Origin of the sequence: Winogradskyella forsetii, from assembly GCF_013394595.1 — a bacterium.
Lineage (GTDB): Bacteria > Bacteroidota > Bacteroidia > Flavobacteriales > Flavobacteriaceae > Winogradskyella > Winogradskyella forsetii.
Window position 1 is genome coordinate 354639 of sequence record NZ_CP053348.1, and the last position, 19116, is coordinate 373754.

The window sequence follows — 19116 nt, forward strand, 5'->3', positions numbered from 1 at the left end:
TTTATAACATAATATTATGAATTTATCCAAAATCAAAGTTCTTTTACTTCTTTCAATTTTAATCTATTCTTGTCAAAAAGAAGGTATTAAAAAAAAAGAGACCACAGCTAAAACCCTCTTTACTTTAGTCACTAATGACAAAACAAACATCAGTTTTAAAAATAGTGTAGAAGAAACGAAAGATTTCCATGTATTGAATTATTATTACATGTATAATGGTGGTGGCGTAGCTATTGGAGATATTAATAATGATGGACTTCAAGATATCTATTTTTCGTCAAACCAAAAATCCAATAAATTATACCTCAATAGAGGAGATTTTAAATTTGAAGATATTACTGAAAACGCTAATGTTGCCGATACAAGTGGCTGGACTACAGGTGTTAGTATGATTGATGTAAATAACGATGGTTGGATGGACCTATACGTTTGTAAGTCGGCTTCATTGAATAGCAATCCACTTCGTAGAAATAAACTTTATATCAATCAACAAAACGGTACTTTTAAAGAAGAAGCGAGTAAATGGGGTATTGATGATGATGGTTTTTCTATTCAGTCCTATTTTTTTGATTACGATAAAGACGGCGACTTAGACCTCTACTTGATCAATCACAGAGTCGATTTTTTAAATTCAATCGATTTGAAATCCATATTGGATGATAAGGCATTTTATCCGCAAACATCAGACCATTTATACCGAAATGATGGTGAAAAATTTACCGACGTCACCAGAGAGAGTGGCGTTTTGAATAAAGAATTCAGCTTAAGTGCTTCTATTGGAGATTACAATGATGATGGCTGGTTAGATGTTTTTGTGGCTAACGATTTTATTACGCCAGATAAGCTGTATATCAATAATAAAAATGGGACGTTTTCTAACCAAATCAACACAAAACTAAAACATATTTCATACAGCAGTATGGGGTCGGATCTTGCAGATATCAACAACGATTTTTTACCAGATTTATTGGTTTTAGATATGTCTGCTGAAGACCATAGCAGAGGTAAACAGAATATGGCAAGCATGAACACTGATGGATTCTGGTGGATTGTAGAATCTGGATTCCATTACCCTTACATGTCAAATGTTTTAAATCTTAATAATGGTAATGGTTATTTTAGTGATATAGCTCAGGTTTCAGGAGTCTCAAAAACCGATTGGAGTTGGGCGCCATTAATAGCTGATTATGATGGTGATGGTTTCAAGGATATTTTTGTTACTAATGGCATAAAACGTGAAATCGCAAACCAGGATTTTGGTAAATTTTTAGATGCCCAAGAAGATTCGCTTAAATCAATGTCTATAGAAGATGTTTTAGAAAAAATGCCTTCTGATAAGCTTCAAAATTACGTCTTTAAAAACAATAAGGACTTGTCGTTTGAAAAGATGATGCAACCCTGGGGATTAGATCAAAAGGTTAATTCAAACGGTGTTGCTTATGGCGATTTGGATAATGATGGTGATTTAGATTTGGTGGTAAATAACTTAGAAGATGAAGCTAGTATTTACAAAAATAATGCGACTAACAATTATGTAAACATAGAATTAGTAGGCGATAGCAAAAATGTAAATGCTATTGGGTCTAAAGTGAAAGTTTACACAGATAGTACACAGCAATATCAAGAGTTGTTTTTAGCTAGAGGGTATCAATCCTCGGTGTCACCCATACTGAATTTCGGAATTGGTAATGAGGAATTAATTAATCGCATAGAAGTGGTTTGGAATGATGGTAAAATTTCTTCAATGGAAAATATTCAAGCTAACCAGAAACTCACGTTTAATAAAGAGGATTCAAAATCTGACAAAGAAACGATTGAAGTCCGACCTGAGAATTTCACAAGATTAAATCCAGAAGCTTTGGGAATTGATTACGTGCATGAGGAAAATAATTTCAATGATTTTTCTAAGCAAGTGCTGTTGCCACAAAAGCAATCGCAACAAGGGCCAGCATTTGCAACGGCAGATATCAATGGAGATGGATTAACAGATATGTTTCTTGGTGGTGCTTTAAACCAACCATCTCAAATATACATTCAAAATACTGATGGAAAATTCAGTAAAAAAGAACAGTCACTTTTTGAAACAGATAAAGCCTATGAAGATAATGGCGCACACTTTTTTGATGCCGATACCGATGGCGATTTGGATTTGTATATAGCCAGTGGTGGTTACGAACTCTCAGAAAATGATGCCTTGTTACAAGACCGACTGTATTTAAATGATGGGGATGGAAACTTCACAAAATCTAACAACTTACCATTAATGCAAACCAGCACAAAAGCGATTACAACCTTAGATTATGATAATGATGGCGATTTAGATATTATCGTTGGTGGTAGGGTGATTCCAGGAAAATATCCGTTATCACCTAAATCTTATATTTTAAATAATTCAAAAGGAAGATTTACAGATGTGACTAAAACTGTAGCACCAGACTTGTTTGAATTAGGTATAATAAACGATATTATTTTATCGGATTATGATGGTGATAATGATAAGGATTTAATCGTGGTAGGCGAGTGGATGCCTATTACTATTTTTAATAATGCTAACGGCAAATTTGAAAAGCAGGAATTGTCAACATTAAATGATACTGAAGGCTGGTGGAATACCATTTCAGAAATTGATTATGATAACGATGGCGATATGGATTATTTTGTAGGAAATGTTGGTGGCAATAATAAATTTCATCCATCGAAAGAAAAACCACTGCACATTTATGGTAATAACTTTGATAGCGATGGCAATTATGATATGATTTTAAGTAAGCTTTATAATGGCAATTTAGTTCCAGTTAGAGGTAAGGAATGTTCAACTAGTCAGAATCCATTTGTTAGTGAAAAGATTAAAACCTATAAAGAATTTGCAAATTCTACATTAAATGATATTTATGGTACAGATGCGATTGCCGATTCATACCACAAAAAAGTCACGGAATTCGAATCTATTTATTTAGAAAATAATGGAAAAGGAAGATTTCTGTTAAAGCATCTGCCAACTGTGGCACAATTGGGGCCAACGATGTCTTTTGTGTTTACAGATGTTAATAAAGATGGGCATTTAGACGTTATTGGCTCTGGTGCTATACATGAATCTGAGGTTGAAACCGTAAAATATGATTCCAATGTTGGGTATATTTTATTGGGTGATTCCAAAGGCGGACTAAAACCTTATAAGGATATAAGTTTTTATAATGGCTTAAATGCAAAACAGATGAAATTGGTTACCATTCAAAATATGCCACATCTAATTATTGCAAATAATAACAGGCCTTTAACTGTTTTCAAAATGAATTAAAAAATTAGTGAGCATGGTTTTGATGTTCCATAGCATTCATTTTTTTAAATGAAATTTTTGGTAAGTTCAGTTTCTGAACTTGGTCGTTACCTTCAACAATTTTTATGATTTGGTTGCTTTCTAGACCATTAAAAACAGCTATTTTTTCGGTATGAAATGGCCATTTTATTTCAAGAGTTTTAATGTTTTCAGCAGTTCCTAAACCTATTTCAGACATCAAACTATTTCCACCAAAACTAGAGTCTGTACCTACCGAATGGTAAATTTTTCGAGTTTTACCATTTTCTTCAATCGTAATAATAATTTTAGCACCGATGGCAAAACGGTTACTTTCTGTACCTTCTAAAACAATAGTAATCCAATTATTTTTATTACCCATTGGGTTTTCAAAAAGTAAATTACCAAAAGTATCACCTTCTAAAGCGCCACCCATAACCGCATAGATATCTTGGTCGCCATCCAAATCTAAATCACCGAAACCTATCGCATGCCCTTTTTGAATATGCCCAAAACCCGCACTATACGTAACGTCTTCGAATTTTTTACCGTTTACATTATGAAACATTCTATTTGGCACAATTGAAAAATAACTTGGGTCACCTGTGGCTAAATAAAAGTCTAAAAATCCATCGTTGTCCAAATCACCAAAATTACAGCCCATGGTGGCAATAGGTTCCGTTAGATTCATTTGTAATGAGACTTCTGTAAAGGTTTCATCACCATTATTTCTATATAAAAGCGGTCTGTAATCGTTGGTGTTACTTTTTAGGTTTGTAATCATCATCTCTGAAGGTAATAATTCAGCAGAGGAATATCCAGAAACAAAAATATCTTCAAAACCATCATTGTTGTAATCAAAAATCCAGGTTGGAAAACTGGCTATAGGATTTGAAACCCCTGCTTTTTCCGTTATTTTTTTAAATGAAGGTTTTACAGTTTCTTTGGAAGTATTTATATACAACGTGTTCAATCCCATATAGTTTGAGAGGTATAAATCTGGATACAAATCATTATTAATATCGCCAGTCGCAACGCCTTTAAAAAATCCTTTAGCCTTTATACCTGATTCACTGGCTATATTTTTAAAAGTACCGTCTGTTTGATTAAGGTATAATTCGCAATAACTTTGGTTGATTTGATTCCATTCGTTTGCGATAAACAAATCGACCCAACCATCTAAGTTAATATCGGTCCAAACTGCGGTTTGTGTAGGATTCAATGAATAAACTCCTGCCTCTATAGTCACATCGGTAAAAGTACCATCGCCATTATTTTGCATTAAAGAATTTGGAATACCGCCATTAATAGATAACCATGCGCCGCGTAAAATGATGAAATCTAAATGCCCATCATTATTGTAATCGGCATGTCTTAAATTTAATCCACCTGTGACACCTTTAAGTCCTGCATCAAAACTTTTATCTGTAAAACCTCCTTTCTTATCATTTTCGAAGTATTTAATCTGGTCATCAAACCCCCAAGAAGAGGCGATAATATCTAGATAGCCATCGCCATTAAAATCATCTACGCAAGTGCCACCTGCCATATTTTTATCAGCTATCCCTAAGTCCATGGCGATATCTGTAAAATGAGGAAAATTGGCAGAATTTTTAAAATGAGATTCTGGTAACCTGAATTTTTTGGGCACTTGATTTGGATATTGCCCTAAAGTCATGTGGGCAATATTAAGTAGATATTGACATTCTAAATCGCTGGGGTTTTGCTGCAATAAATCATTAAGAATAGCAATCGATTTCTCTGAACCTTCACGTAAAGTATACTGCGCTTTAGGACTTATCGGAATAATGCACGATTCGTTATTATGATTTATAACACAATTATCTTGTTCAGCTTTTCGCATATAAGCAATCGCCAATTGCTTTTTTATGGCAAAAATTATTTCGGGTCTTACTTTTTTGTCGCTTGAAGTTGCTGCATTTAAAACTTCTTTAGTCGCTGCGATGGACTCTTCCGTTCTGCCTACATTTAGAAGTTCTAATGCATAATTAAATAGCACATTAATTCTTTGGTTACCACTTAAATTTTTTAGTTGATTTTCAAAAAAAGCAACTTTTTTACTATTTAGTACATAAGGTACGTTAACAATATCAATTAGATTAACGGCTTGCTTAACGCGTTTAGACATTTCAATAGTTTGCGGGTCTGGTTCGCCTTTAACGCGCTTCGGAATAGTTGTTTCTTCGGTTTTTTCAAGGTTCTTTTTCTCAGAGTTTTCGCAACCCGGCAATAGAAATAGTAACGATAATATGAATAAATGTGATGAATGTCTCATTAAAGAAGAGCGCATAAGTAAAATTATGGTTTTCATTAAATTACGAAGTTATGCGTTTTTTAAGCGGTATTCAACAAATGATTTGAGATGGTTTAAAATTTTTCGACACCTTTAACATTCAACCTCACAGAAACAATCTCTTTAGGTTTGGTGATAAATAAGGTTTTTTCATCATCGCTACAAAATACATTATTCGTTGAGCCACCATCTAAATTTATATTTAAAACGTTTTCACCTTCAGAATTGAAAGCGATTACGCCCAAACCATTACTGATGTAAATATTGCCTAATTCATCCATAGACATGCCATCGCCTCCCATGTCTATAATTTTTTTCATGTTAGTCAATGTGCCATCTGCCTTGATATCGAAAACCCAAGTGCCTCCCAAATTATCTTCTGTCCATTTGTTGACATACAATATTTTGCCGTCAGGTGTGCCAACGATGCCGTTTGGCCAACAATCAGAATCCCATCCTGGTAAATTAGTTACTCGGGTTAACGTATCGCTTTCTGGTGCCAGATAATATACATGACCTCCTTTGCCAATATCTGCTTGTTCTGAATGTGTTGGAGGCCAACTTTGTTTTCGAGGATCATCATCAGTCCAATAATCCCTTGTAAATAAAGGATCTGTAATGTATATGCCACCAGATATAGGATGAATCCAAACATCATTGGGGCCATTTAACTTTTTTCCTTTGTAATTATCAACGAGTACTTCGTGACTACCATCTGTTGCTATTTTCCATAATTCACCATGCATATCTGCGCAAGCAATAAGAAAACCATCTTTATCAAAAGCCATTCCGTTAGATCTGCCAGTGCCTTTTAAAAACGTACTGACTTGATTGGTTTTAGCATCCCATTTTAAAATAGCATCATTAGGTTGATCTGTGAAGAACACGTTGCCATTTTTATCAACGGCTGGTCCTTCTGTAAATTCAAATCCCGTTTTAATGGTTTTTAAATCGCTTATCACTTTTGGCATATTTTGATCCATATTTTTTGATGTCAGTTTTGTGAAGGCATAGTAGGTCAATAGACCGATTAATATAAGAAGTAATCCTATTTTTTTATGCATATAGTAATCTTATAATTAATGAAGAAACCAATTTTAAAAGGAGCATATTCAAATTATAAGTGCAACTGGTTAAGTTGATTTTAATTTGAGTTACTTTTAGTTGAATTTACATTATTTTTTGGTGTTTAATATTGCATTTAATGCTGATTTTGGATTCTTATCTCTGTCATATAGTAGCGGATAATTTGTTCTATGGTTTATAGGATAATCATTTTTCCACGACATGCCATCGTGTAACCCCCAAAATGTGACACGATCTATTTTATCTCGCTTTTCGATAAATATTCTAAAGAGTTCTGCATATCTATCTGCTAACTTTGTTTGCATATTTTCTGGTAAACCGTTTTGATAAGGATCTAAAAATTCTTTAAATTCTTCTAAATCATATTGCGGATGTAATAATCCTGTACCTATAATTTGTCCTTCTTTGGTCAAAGGCAGAACGTCTACATCAAGTTCAGTAATCATAACTTTTATATTAAGTGATGCGAAAGAATCTATAGCGGCTTCGATATATTCTGTTTTAGGATAATTCAGACCCCAATGCCCTTGAATTCCAATACCGTCAATTCTAATACCTTCTTTTTTAAGCATTCTTACCATGCGCATAATACCATCTCGTTTTTCTGGTCTCCATGCATTAAAATCGTTATAATACAACTCGGTATTTGGTGCATATTGATTGGCGAATTTAAACGCGTGTTTTACTAAAGTATCTCCATTTCCTACTCCGTTAACCCATGTTGTAGGACGGTAAGAGCCATCGTTATCTATCACTTCATTAACGACATCCCATGCATCTACTTTACCGGCATATCTTCCGGCTACGGTAGCAATATGTTGGCGCATTTGTTCAATTTGAGCATCTTTGGTCTTAGGTTGCCCATCTTCATCTTTAAAAAACCATGCGGGAGTTTGATTATGCCAAACGAGAGTATGACCAATGATGAACAGATTATTTTTTTGTCCAAAATCCACAAAGTCATCGGCAGGTTTAAAATTATAAACACCGGGTTTAGGATTTATTTCCTCTGCCTTCATTACATTTTCTGGCGTAATGGCATTAAATTGTTCAAGGATAATGTTTTGACCTATTGAATCTTTTCCAGAAGCGATATCTTCATTTAAGGCATTTCCAATTAAAAAATCATTTTTAAAAGTTTCTTTAAGCGTGCTTTTGATTTTTTGATCTTCACGTTCGTTGCAGTTTAAAAAAAGAATGAGAAGAAGTATTGATATGGCTTTAAACTTCATGTAATTATTGTTTTATAGGGTTTAAAAATAATGATTTATTTTTGGTCTAAGGTTTTAGGTAAATTTTATTCTGGGTATTAGGATTCAGCGCCTCAAGCTGTGCATTCGATTCAATCCGTCATTTCAGTCGAACCTAACATCTTTATAAAGTGCTGAAGATTATGAAGTTGTGTCTCGAAATGATCTTTTTTTGGAATCCCAGTTATCCATTGTTGGGATGCCTTTGTATTATTTTTCTCCTGATGAAGGTTTAAGAGGAAGCACATCAGTTGATAGGGGAGGTCCAAACGAAAATTTCTTTGTCTTTGACGCATTGACTCCCCAATAGATTAAATTCTTGTAAATTTTCAACTCCATCGTTCTATAGAATAGCACTAGTTCAAGTATGATGGGTTAAAAAATTTCTCTTTAAAGTAATTTAATTTTCATAAACAATTCCAAACTTACTAGCAGGTTTTGACTTAAAAACTATTGCATTCGATCTGATCATTTTTGTAGATAATGATTAAATTTTTTAGTCTTTATTCAGGACGGGTCATAAAAAAAAGCGCTTCTCAATTGAGAAGCGCTTTTATGCTCAAATAACACTTAATAATTAGAGCTTGACTAATTTTGTTGTCATAGTTTGATTAGTATCGTTTTGGACTTTGACCATATACATGCCAGAATTTAAAGATGAAATATCAAAAGTATCTGTTCTTGTAAATGAGCCTTTAAACGATTTTACCAGTTTTCCTGTTAAATCGTAAACTTCAACATTTGAAACACTGACATTTATACTAAAGGATGTGGAAGAAGGATTTGGATAGATGTTAAACCCAAATAAAGCTTCGTCATCAACACTTAAAACTGTAGATGCTTTGTTTCCAAAAATCCTGAACTGACCAGCTGGAATAGAAATAGTACTCGCAGAATTACTTAGTGTAGTGTTCCCTGTGGCATCCATGAGGTCATACCAAGTTGTAGTTACGCCAGCTGGAAAATTAGTGTTAACCGTTTGGGCAGTCACATCAAAATTGGCAAAAATGATCACATTTTTCAATTCTGAAGTTGGTATAGAATTATCGAAGACATCTATTCTAGGAGTTAAACCTCCTGAGGTAATTGCATAATCGCCTTCAAAGACAGGTTCTTCAATTTTTAATTTGTTTAGTTTTGCCCAATCACTGTAAATCTGACTTCTTAAAGCATCATTTAACCAGTTATTATCCCATTGCGGTTGCGGTTTAGTCGAAAGCTTACAGCCATCATTATTATAACTACCGTCTGAACATGTAAAAATTGAATTATCCATGCCTAAATCAGCAAAGTGCCATATCATTTTTGGTCCTGGAATAGTTAAACTTACGGCGCCTAGTGCAGACATTCTTGATAATGCGGTACTTAAATCTCTGACATTGTGTGACCCATTTGAGTTGTTACCAAATTCAACAGCCTCATACATTACGCGTTCTTCATCATGACTTTCTGGATATCCCATTAGTCGAGGAGCATTATAACCGCGACTTTCATGTCCCATCCGGTTAATACTACTACTAAAGCCCTGGAGTAAATCAGTATATTCACCTGTCATTTTACCCCACATCATAATACCTTTAGGGTTGGCATCTCCAAGACGATAATTTGCCCATTCACGCTCTTCATTATCTGTTCCTAAATGCTCAAAAATAACATAATGGTTCTCATCTATATTCCATGAATGATCGGCATATTCTTTTAAAACCTGCACGCGATCTGCCTGATATGTATCCGTACAACCTCCAGCAGATCCTGGTCCACAATTTTGTGTGAATCCTTTGGTTAAATCCCATCGGAAACCGTCGATTTTGTAGGCTTCAATCCATTGAGAGATGACGCGTTTTGTGTAATCTTTGGTCAACGTACTTTGATGATTAAAATCGTTGAAAACACTGTATGCATGCTGAGCTTCGGTATTAAAATATGGATTTTCTGTAGAAGGTCCTCCCCAACCGTCATCATCAGGATCGTCCATCCACATTCTTACTAATGGATTTCTACCAGTGGCATGGTTTAGTGCTATATCCAAAATGACAGCAATACCATTTTGATGACATACATCAACCAATTCTTTAAATTTATCTGGAGTACCATAAAATTTATCTAATGCCATATGAAAAGACGTATTGTATCCCCAAGTCTCATTACCATCAAATTCCATAATTGGCATCAAATGAATGGCATTAACATTTAGGTTTTTAAAATAGTCGATTCTATCAATTAAATTTTGATAATTGCGATCCGCATCAAAATCCCTTACAAGAACTTCATAAACAACTAAATCTTCTTTTTTCGGTGCGTTAAAATTGGCAACCTGCCAATTATAAGGCGTTTGTCCGGTTTGTAAAACAGTAACTTCACGATCTTGACCATCAGGATACGTTGGTAGGTTAGGATAAGAGCTTGCAGGAATAAAAGGGTCATCAAACGGTGATAAAACCAGGGTTGAAAAAGGATCTGCAGTTTTTACCAATGAAGGAGAATTTGAAATAGGATTGGTGTCGAATACCCAATATTGATATGTTTCAATTGCACCTGAAGTTAATCCAGATATTTCCAACCAATATTTACCTGTGGATGGATCACGTTTCATCACATCTGTATTTGATGGCGTATAGTTGTTCCAACTTCCTGCAACTTGTATAAATTCTTTTCCTGGAGCTGTTAAAACTAATGTCGCTTTAGTAGCATCTGCATGATAATTAATACCATCAACTACGTTTGCAGGTAGTACTGCTTCAATAACAGTTGGTGCTACAACAACATCAAAACTAACTTCTCCTGTTTCTGTTGATCCGGGAGGTGTGCCTACAAATTTAACGGTACCGCTTTCTGTAATATTTGAAATGGTTGAGTTACATGCAGGAAAACCACAAGATCCAGTTGCTATAGATACATCGTTGTAAAAAATCTCAAAACTTCCTTGAACTGTTGAAGAGCCTTGGAAAATAATTGTGGCACTTACCGAAAGATTGCTACCAGAATTTACTACAACTACATCACTAGAAGGTTGTGTTAAATTGATAATAACGCTTCCAATAGGAAAAATAAAATCGAGACAACCATCGTCTTTAAATTCTTGAGAGCCGTCAGCATTTCTGAACACCATACCTATTTGAGTTGCGGCATCTGCTTGCGCTTGAGTAATACCGTAATAGGTTTGTGGCGTAATTGTGATACTAAATGTACCGTCTCCATTATTAGTCATTTCACCGACACCATCATCCTGTCCCCAATTACCGATAACATTAAAGCCGAAAGCATCAGAGTTATCACCGATTCCTGAATGCATGTATACTTTGGTAGGATTATTAAATCCATTACAATTAGTGGCTGAACTATTAGTATCCACTGTAATTGTAACAGGTTCATCTACTTCAATAGCACCAACACTCAAAGAAACTTGGGCAAATGCATTTATGGAAATTAGAGTTATTAAAAAGCATAAAATTTTTTTCATAGCTATTTTGTTTTTTAAAAAAAAAGCCATGCGTAACGCATAGCTTTTTTTAGTATATTAAAATTTACTCAACAGTAATTGTTAAGTTTCCAGTATCAACTGTAAGTGTATAAGTTCCTGGTGTACCATCAAAATAGAAATTACTATCGCCATCCATGGCATTAATTAAATCTGAATCAATAGTATAGCCATTGCCTTCATAAGTTGGATAATTTGTTCCTGAATCCCAATCACTATTTACTGAAAAGAATCTAAAGGCATCATTAGTTAATGCGACTTGCCCAGAATAAATTCCTGCTCCAGTACATGGTAAAGCTACAGGAGTATCCCATGACCAGCCTGCATCTACAACACCAGCTCCAACTAACCATAATTGCTCAAATTCGCATTCTAGCTCTTCTGGACCTAGAGTTATTGTTTTATTGATATCATCTACAGTCAAGAAATAAGTTCCTGGTGTACCATTGAAATAGAAATTACTATCACCATCCATAGCATTATTAAAGTTGCTATCAATAGTATAACCATTTCCTTCGTATGTTGGATAATTAGTCCCAGTATCCCAATCATTATTAACTGAGAAGAATCTGAAAGCATCATTTGTTAAAGCAACATTTCCTGAGTAGGTTCCATTACCTGTACAAGGTAATGCTACTGGAGTATCCCATGCCCATCCAGCATCAACAATACCAGCGCCAACTAGCCATAGTTGATCAAAATTACAATTTGGACCAACAACAGGAGGCCCTAATGTAATCGTTTTATCCGCTGTATTAATTTGTATAAAATATTGTCCTGGTGTTCCAGTAAATTGGAAGTTGCTGTCACCATCCATAGCATTAACTAATTCGGTGTCAATCGTATATCCAACGGCTTCGTAGTAAGGGTAGTTCAAACCTGAATCCCAATCTGATGCTACGGTAAAGAATCGAAATGCATCGTTAATTAAATTAATATTTCCCGAATAGGTATTACCTTGTAAAGGTAACTCAACAGGAGTTGTCCAATCCCAGCCTGCATCTACAGCACCAGCACCAACTACGTATAATATTGGAGCTAGTTCTACACTGAAAGGCGTAGCGGTAATGGTAACAACATCAGAGAAGCGTTCCATATTTCCTGCAGTCATTTCTATGGTTGCTTTAACTCTAATATCTAAACTTCCTGCTTCTTCTGCAGTTAGACCAGCATTCAAAACAAGCTCGTTAAAAGCTTCATGAGAACTAGAAAATGACATGCCGTCAGTACTTTCTGTTATGGCACTAGCAAAATCTGTTCCTGCTTGTGCAAATTGCACTTCGTAATTAACAGTTACAGAGCTATTAGCTCCAAAGTCTGGATCATCCCAAGAAATTGCAATGGCTTCTTCTTCTGGAGTAGTTTCGAGCAGCACAAGTTCGAATGTATTATCAGGACTTGTAATTACCGGTGGAGCTTCTGAATACGAAGAAACGCTAAAGCTAACACTATTAGAAGAGTTGGCTCCTGCAGTTACTCTTATATATACTGCAAAAGGTTCAAAGGCATCACCTCCTGCACCTAAGACAATATTGTTGAATTCAGCTACTGACATCGTAAAACTATCTGTAGTAGAAGAACCAATTACCGTAGATGAATCAAATTCGCTATCTGATGATAATTCGATCATATAGCTATCTCCGGAAGATAACTGATCTTCCCACACAATTGTAAATGCCGGATTATTAGGCAAATTGTAATTTAAATTGATGTTAGAAGCCGTAGGTTCTAAAAGTTTAAATGAAGCATCTGGCTCTGTAAGTACGAGACCGTCGTCAGTATCGCACGCCGTGAAAACCAGGAATAAACTTAGTATAAGCGTAGTGATTTTATTAATTTTCATAGTGTTTCTTTTTATAAGTTAAGTGGGATCATTATATAATCTCCAGTTAAGTCGTTAAACCAAACCTCATAGTCATCTTGAACAATCACTGGAATTGGTCCTCCACCTTCAGTAGCTACACCAGAAAAGGATGTACTTCCTCCCCAAGTTGCTCCTGTATTAGTTGTAAATTGAACATCACCAGAACCAAGATTTATACTATTGATATACCATAAATGGCTATCAAATGTGGATTGTGTAAAATCGGTATCTGTTCCAGCGGCACTTCCTTGAAGCGTTATACTTGTATAATCAGTAGCGCCAGAAGCATCATAAGGAACCGTTGTATAGGTGTTAGATGAAAAATTGATAGTAAACGTATAATAGCCATTATCTGGAACTCCGAAACGTCCAGGATCACTATCCTGAGTACCAGGATTTCCAGCAATCTCACCAGATTCGACAATGTCGTCACTGCCTTCGTCAGCTGCAGTTCCCCATTGTGGCTGCCATTGTCCTCTTTCTTCTAAAACTTTAAATCTTCCATCTTCATTACCTCCACCACCTTTGGTAAAGTAGCCAGTATAGGTGTAAAGATTTTCATTGCCTACATCTCTAAATAATGGTGGGTTATCATTGTTATTGTTCCAATCTGCAGAAGTACCATTTCCAACTAAATAATAGTCTTTAAAGTCATAACTAAATGAAGGGGTTACCAAAAAATTAATAATGTTGGAGGTAACTGCCAATTCATCCTGAACACCTAAAGATGCAATGACACGCGCATATACTGTGTTTTCTTGTAATGGAGGTAAACCTATTGCACTTGTCGCAGTGTTTAATGCAGCCATCGACATTGATATAGAGCTTACACCTACAGCACTCGCTACGTCTGAAGATTCAGTAAATTCTTGATTGCTTGAAAATTGTACCGTGTAATTTTCTACTACGGCTTGGTTATAATTAGCATTGTTCCAATTAAAGGTAATAGCCGGATTGCTCAAATTGCCACCATCAACAACAATTTGAGAAATTGGCAATTCTTCTAAAAGAATAGGCGTTGATTCAGTTGCATAAAATTCAGGATCATCCTCACACGACATAGTGAAGGTAAGTGCTCCTAAAGCCAGCAAAACATATTTTATATTTTTTATAAACTTCATAATATAGTCTTTTAATATCCTGTGTTTTGTTCTAAATTGGTGTTAATCCCTAAATCCGTAGAAGGTATGGGCATTACATCTCTAAATGATTCAGTGGTGGTTCCTTGTTGCACACCACCTTTCCATTGCCAAATTCCGTTACTTGAAAATTGATTGAATCGTATTAAATCTGTTCTTCTATGGCATTCCCAATACAATTCTCTAGAACGTTCACTAAGGATAAAATCTAAATCCATATCGGCGGCACTTATATCACCACTATTATCTCCATAAGCACGTTCTCTAAGTTCATTGATATAACCGACAGCAGTATTCATATCACCACCGCCATCTTGTAAAACAGCTTCGGCATACATTAAATAAACATCGGCAAGTCTAAACATCGGAAAATCAATATCAGTATGATCACCTGATGTATCTGATCCTGGATTTCCACTCACATCAACATTTCTGTATTTAGATACAGCATAGCCATCAGTAAATGTTGAAACCGAACTGATATTTTTAGTTTGACCTTCTGTAAAAAATAAGGCACGTCCATCTGCAGAATTTTCCTCACCTGGAAACTGCTCTACAAATGTAGGTGTTGTTCTTACTCCAGCCCATCCGCCGTTAATTCCAAAATTTGTGGGGTCCATTGCGCCACCTACAGGTGCATGGGTTATAAAGGTCATTCCACCAAAAACTTGCGTTCTCAGACCATCGTAAGGTATTGTAAATATTACTTCATCTTGAGCACCATTAGTATTATTATCTGCTAAGAAGGAATAATAATAAGGTATATTTGGAATTGAGTAACCTGCTCCTATAATATTAGTTGTGTAAGTAATAACATCGGTATAACGTGGTGTGCCAGTATATACTTCAGCATTAAGATATAATTTAGCCAATAGCATCCAAGCTGCAGCTCTATCTGCTCTGCCATAGTATTCTACAGGGTCGGCATTTGGCTCTGCTAAATCATCTAAAATCTCCAATAGTTCGGATTCTACATAATTAAATAAATCTGCTCTTTGAATCTGAGGCGGTAAGAATGCTCCAACAGGATCATTTTCAGTTATAAACGGCGGATTCTCATACAGGTCTAAAGCATGCCAATACGTCAAGGCTCTCATAAAACGTACTTCTGCTCTATACGTTTGGATTTCTGCTCTTAAATCACCAGTAACGCCTCTTCCGTCCAGTTTGGTGTCGGTAGTTTGACGTAAAAACTCATTGGTTAAAGCCACTTGATACATCAAACGGCTATACATGGTTCTGATAAATTCATTACCAGACGTCCAAACTTGTGCATGTAAGTCTTGTATGGTACCATCATTCCAAGCAATAAGTGCTTCATCCGTGGTTAGTTCTTGCATTTTCCAATACAATCTTAAGTAATTGGAAAATCCTTCATCTAGACCCTGTAAATCTGCTGATCCTGCAGGACCTTCTTGTCCACTCAATGAAATTCCAGCATAAATCTTTGCTAAAAATTGCTGATAGGAGTCTGGGTCTTCAAAAGCTGCTTCGCCAGTGAGACGACTGTCTTCGGGTTGTAAGTCTAGTCGTTCTTCACACGATTGCACAAATAGTGCAAGGGTAAAGACAACAAGAATACCTTTAATTGTTCTTAACATCATAGCTTTGTTATTTATATATTTAGTTTTCATATTTTTTAGAACGTAAAGTTTAAGCCTAAAACAACATCTCTTGTTCTAGGATAAAAGTTGTTTTCAATTCCATTCGAAATTTCTGGATCTAAGCCATCGTATTTTGTGATTACAAATAGATTCGATGCCGTCAGTGATGCTCTCAAGGTGATTTTTTCAAACGGAATAGTATAACCAAGTGAGACATTATCCAATCTTACAAAATCGGCACGTTGGATATAATAATCCGAAAATAAATTTTGGTTGGTAAAGCCTGTATCCAAATAGTTGGCATGGGCATTAGCCTGATAACCTGGTTGATTTACAACTGCATTAATGTTTCCACGATCAGAAGCACTATTATTGTAAACATAGTTACCAAAACTACCTCTAAAAGTAAAATTCAAATCGAATTTTTTATAATTAAAATTATTTGTGAAACCAATAAATGCGTCTGGTGTTGCTTTTTTATAAGGTTGTCTATCCGCTTCTGTAATTTGATTATCTCCATTGACATCTACGTAAGAACCTTCGATAGGGTTTCCTTCACTATCATAAACTTGGCGGAAAACGAAGAAAGTCGATGGGTCATAACCAGGTTTGAAAATTTGTATTTGATTTCCGACACCACCACTAATGCCGCCAGTAGGTATAAAATAATCAGGGTCATCATTTAAACTAAGAGATGTAATTTCTTGTTGTTGAAGGGTAATATTAAAATTAGTATCCCATCCAAAATTTTCTTTTTGATAAATAACACCGTTTAAACTTACCTCTAAACCTCTACTTGTAACAGCACCTACGTTGGTTAAAAGTATATCTGTTAGGTTAGCTCCTGCAGGTACTGGAACCCGAGATAATAAATCTTCGGTCTCTCTATAATAACCATCAATAGTACCATTAAGCCTATTGTTGAAAAAGCCAAAATCTAAAGCCACGTTATATTGTGTGGTTTCTTCCCATTTCAAATTCTCATCAAACCCTTGAGGACGTAATGTTGAGATAAAAATTGGTTCACCGGTTGATGTAGAACCGATTTGTATGTTCGCAGCGTTATTTCTAGAAGGCGTATAAATTCCTAAGTATCCGTAATTAGAACCTATTTCCTGTTGGCCTGTAACTCCCCAACCAGCTCTAAGTTTTAAATTAGAAAAGAAAGAATCCTCTAAAAAACTCTCATTCATCAATTTCCAACCCACAGAAACTCCCGGGAAATAACCTACACGATTATCTTCACTGAAACGAGAAGAGCCGTCTCTTCTGAAACTTGCAGAAATTAAATATTTATCGGCAATATCAAAACTCGCTCTTGCAAAATAAGACTCTAAAGCATTTCGGTTAATATCGGTTTGCGTGATGTTTGTATTTGTAGTTCTATCAAAAAAGCCTTCGATATAAAACTCCTGAAAGGCATGTCCTGCAGTTAGATCGATTTTTGTATTAATCGATTCGATATCTTTCTTATAATTTAAGTAGAAATCTAAAGACGTGTTTCTATTTAAACCATTAGAGACTTCATCAGTAGGGAATCCTCCAGCATTGTTTGGATTAGCTGCAATGAATTTGAAACCATCATTTTCTGCGTAATCTATACCAGCGTTTAAGTTAAACGTTAAATCTTTTAAAAACCAAAACTTATAATCGATATTAAAGTTAGATATAACACGTTTAATCGTTTGCCGATCTTCATAATTCTCTAGTAAAAATAATGGATTCACGGGTGCTAAATTCGCACTTGTACCATATTGTGTGTAATCACCATTCTCATCCCTAACAGGTTGTGTGGGATCAAATGAGATTGCCGCACCAATAGCACCAGCATCTCTTTTATATGAATATTCATCTTGAATAGCTTTACCAACGAAAGTTAGTTTTAAATCATTGTCCAAAAGTCTTTGTACATAAGATACATTCAAACCATTTCTTTCATATAAATCCTCAAGTGCACCCTCTTGCGAAGCATGATTAAAATTGATGCGGTAATTTGAATTTTCAAAACCTTTAGATACAGTTACGTTATGGATTGCACCAACACCAGTGGAATAAATTTCATCCTGCCAGTTAGTACTAGCGTTTCCAAGTGTGGAAGAATCAAAATTTGGATTAGAGGCTAAATCTCTATATTCTTCGCCACTTAAGACATCAACCGTATTTGCAACACGCCTTGTTGACACTTGTAAACCATACTCAATTTTTAGTGGCTGGTTTACAGAACCTTTTTTAGTTGTAATTAAGATAACACCGTTTGAGGCTCTTGAGCCATATATGGCCGTTGCAGAGGCATCTTTAAGAACTACGAAGTCCTCAATATCAGCTGGATTAATGGCATTCAAAGCATTTGCACTTCCTTGAGCACCTCCCCTTTGATCAATAGGCAAGCCATCAATAACAATAAGAGGGTCGTTTGTGGCAGATAAAGAAGCGCCACCACGAATTCTAATTTCACCACCCTCACCTGCAGCACCACCATTTGATGTAACACGCACACCAGCGGCTTTACCTGAAATAAGTTGTTGAGGCGCTACAATAGCACCACGGTTAAATTCTTCATCACCTACTTTTTCAACGGCACCCGTTGCATCTTGTTTGGTAGTTGATCCATAACCAATCAATACCACCTCATCCAATTGAGCAGCATCCTCTTCAATAGCAACATCAATAGTTGATTGCCCAGTAAATTCAATCTCTTTCGTGGTATAGCCAACATAAGAAAATACAAGAATTTCACCTTCACTAATTTCTATGGAATAATTACCATCAAAATCTGTTGAGGCGCCTCTGGAAGTACCTTTAATAATAACGTTTACACCTGGTAAAGGCATCGCATTTGCTTTATCTGTAACAGTACCTGTGGCAGTAGACTGGGCCATCAAGGTTGCTGGTAGCATAATGAGACAGAATAGTAAAGCATTTAAAACTGTTTTCATACAATGTTTTTAAGTTAATTACTTAGTTTATTGATTTATATTTTCACTTCTCGGGATAAATCTATGTAAATTTAATGTGATTCGAATGTTAAATTACATGACGAAAGTCACGAAAACGTTTTCGTGTTAAAAACTTTTTCGATTTTATGA

Annotated in this window: 9 protein-coding genes; 1 reads left to right on the forward strand and 8 read right to left on the reverse strand. The window is 35.4% G+C overall.

Going from position 1 to position 19116, the window contains the following annotated elements:
- Positions 1-16: 16 nt before the first annotated feature.
- On the forward strand, positions 17-3298 hold the full coding sequence (locus HM987_RS01535) for a VCBS repeat-containing protein (protein WP_179004595.1): 3282 nt from the start codon (positions 17-19) through the stop codon (positions 3296-3298).
- Positions 3299-3302: 4 nt separating this feature from the next.
- Here HM987_RS01535 and HM987_RS01540 read toward each other — a convergent pair whose 3' ends face one another.
- The 8 genes from HM987_RS01540 to HM987_RS01575 form a co-directional block, all read right to left on the reverse strand.
- Positions 3303-5627, reverse strand: a complete 2325-nt coding sequence (locus HM987_RS01540) for a CRTAC1 family protein (RefSeq protein ID WP_179004597.1) — start codon at positions 5625-5627, stop codon at positions 3303-3305.
- 56 nt (positions 5628-5683) lie between these two features.
- Positions 5684-6673, reverse strand: a complete 990-nt coding sequence (locus tag HM987_RS01545; RefSeq protein ID WP_218645602.1) for an SMP-30/gluconolactonase/LRE family protein — start codon at positions 6671-6673, stop codon at positions 5684-5686.
- A 111-nt stretch (positions 6674-6784) separates the two neighbouring features.
- Complete coding sequence (locus HM987_RS01550; RefSeq protein WP_179004599.1) at positions 6785-7927, reverse strand: endo-1,4-beta-xylanase; 1143 nt, start codon at positions 7925-7927, stop codon at positions 6785-6787.
- 595 nt (positions 7928-8522) lie between these two features.
- Positions 8523-11405 carry an alpha-amylase family glycosyl hydrolase gene (locus HM987_RS01555; protein WP_179004601.1) on the reverse strand — a complete coding sequence of 961 codons (2883 nt, stop codon included), beginning with the start codon at positions 11403-11405 and terminating at the stop codon, positions 8523-8525.
- Positions 11406-11469: 64 nt separating this feature from the next.
- Positions 11470-13266 carry a SusE domain-containing protein gene (locus HM987_RS01560; RefSeq protein WP_179004603.1) on the reverse strand — a complete coding sequence of 599 codons (1797 nt, stop codon included), beginning with the start codon at positions 13264-13266 and terminating at the stop codon, positions 11470-11472.
- Between the two features lie 11 nt (positions 13267-13277).
- Positions 13278-14408 (reverse strand): SusE domain-containing protein, encoded by a 1131-nt coding sequence (locus HM987_RS01565; RefSeq protein WP_179004605.1) that lies wholly within the window; start codon positions 14406-14408, stop codon positions 13278-13280.
- Between the two features lie 11 nt (positions 14409-14419).
- Positions 14420-16060, reverse strand: a complete 1641-nt coding sequence (locus tag HM987_RS01570; protein ID WP_229724557.1) for a RagB/SusD family nutrient uptake outer membrane protein — start codon at positions 16058-16060, stop codon at positions 14420-14422.
- 5 nt (positions 16061-16065) lie between these two features.
- Positions 16066-18966, reverse strand: coding sequence for a SusC/RagA family TonB-linked outer membrane protein (locus tag HM987_RS01575; protein WP_179004607.1), 2901 nt, complete (start codon positions 18964-18966; stop codon positions 16066-16068).
- Positions 18967-19116: the final 150 nt, after the last annotated feature.

Excerpts from the sequence above, each read along its gene's own strand:
- HM987_RS01555 (WP_179004601.1), bottom strand. The coding sequence starts at position 11,405 with ATGAAAAAAATTTTATGCTTTTTAATAACTCTAATTTCCATAAATGCA.
- HM987_RS01560 (WP_179004603.1), bottom strand. The coding sequence starts at position 13,266 with ATGAAAATTAATAAAATCACTACGCTTATACTAAGTTTATTCCTGGTT.
- HM987_RS01565 (WP_179004605.1), bottom strand. The coding sequence starts at position 14,408 with ATGAAGTTTATAAAAAATATAAAATATGTTTTGCTGGCTTTAGGAGCA.
- HM987_RS01540 (WP_179004597.1), bottom strand. The coding sequence starts at position 5,627 with ATGAAAACCATAATTTTACTTATGCGCTCTTCTTTAATGAGACATTCA.
- HM987_RS01570 (WP_229724557.1), bottom strand. The coding sequence starts at position 16,060 with ATGAAAACTAAATATATAAATAACAAAGCTATGATGTTAAGAACAATT.
- HM987_RS01535 (WP_179004595.1), top strand. The coding sequence starts at position 17 with ATGAATTTATCCAAAATCAAAGTTCTTTTACTTCTTTCAATTTTAATC.
- HM987_RS01575 (WP_179004607.1), bottom strand. The coding sequence starts at position 18,966 with ATGAAAACAGTTTTAAATGCTTTACTATTCTGTCTCATTATGCTACCA.
- HM987_RS01550 (WP_179004599.1), bottom strand. The coding sequence starts at position 7,927 with ATGAAGTTTAAAGCCATATCAATACTTCTTCTCATTCTTTTTTTAAAC.
- HM987_RS01545 (WP_218645602.1), bottom strand. The coding sequence starts at position 6,673 with ATGCATAAAAAAATAGGATTACTTCTTATATTAATCGGTCTATTGACC.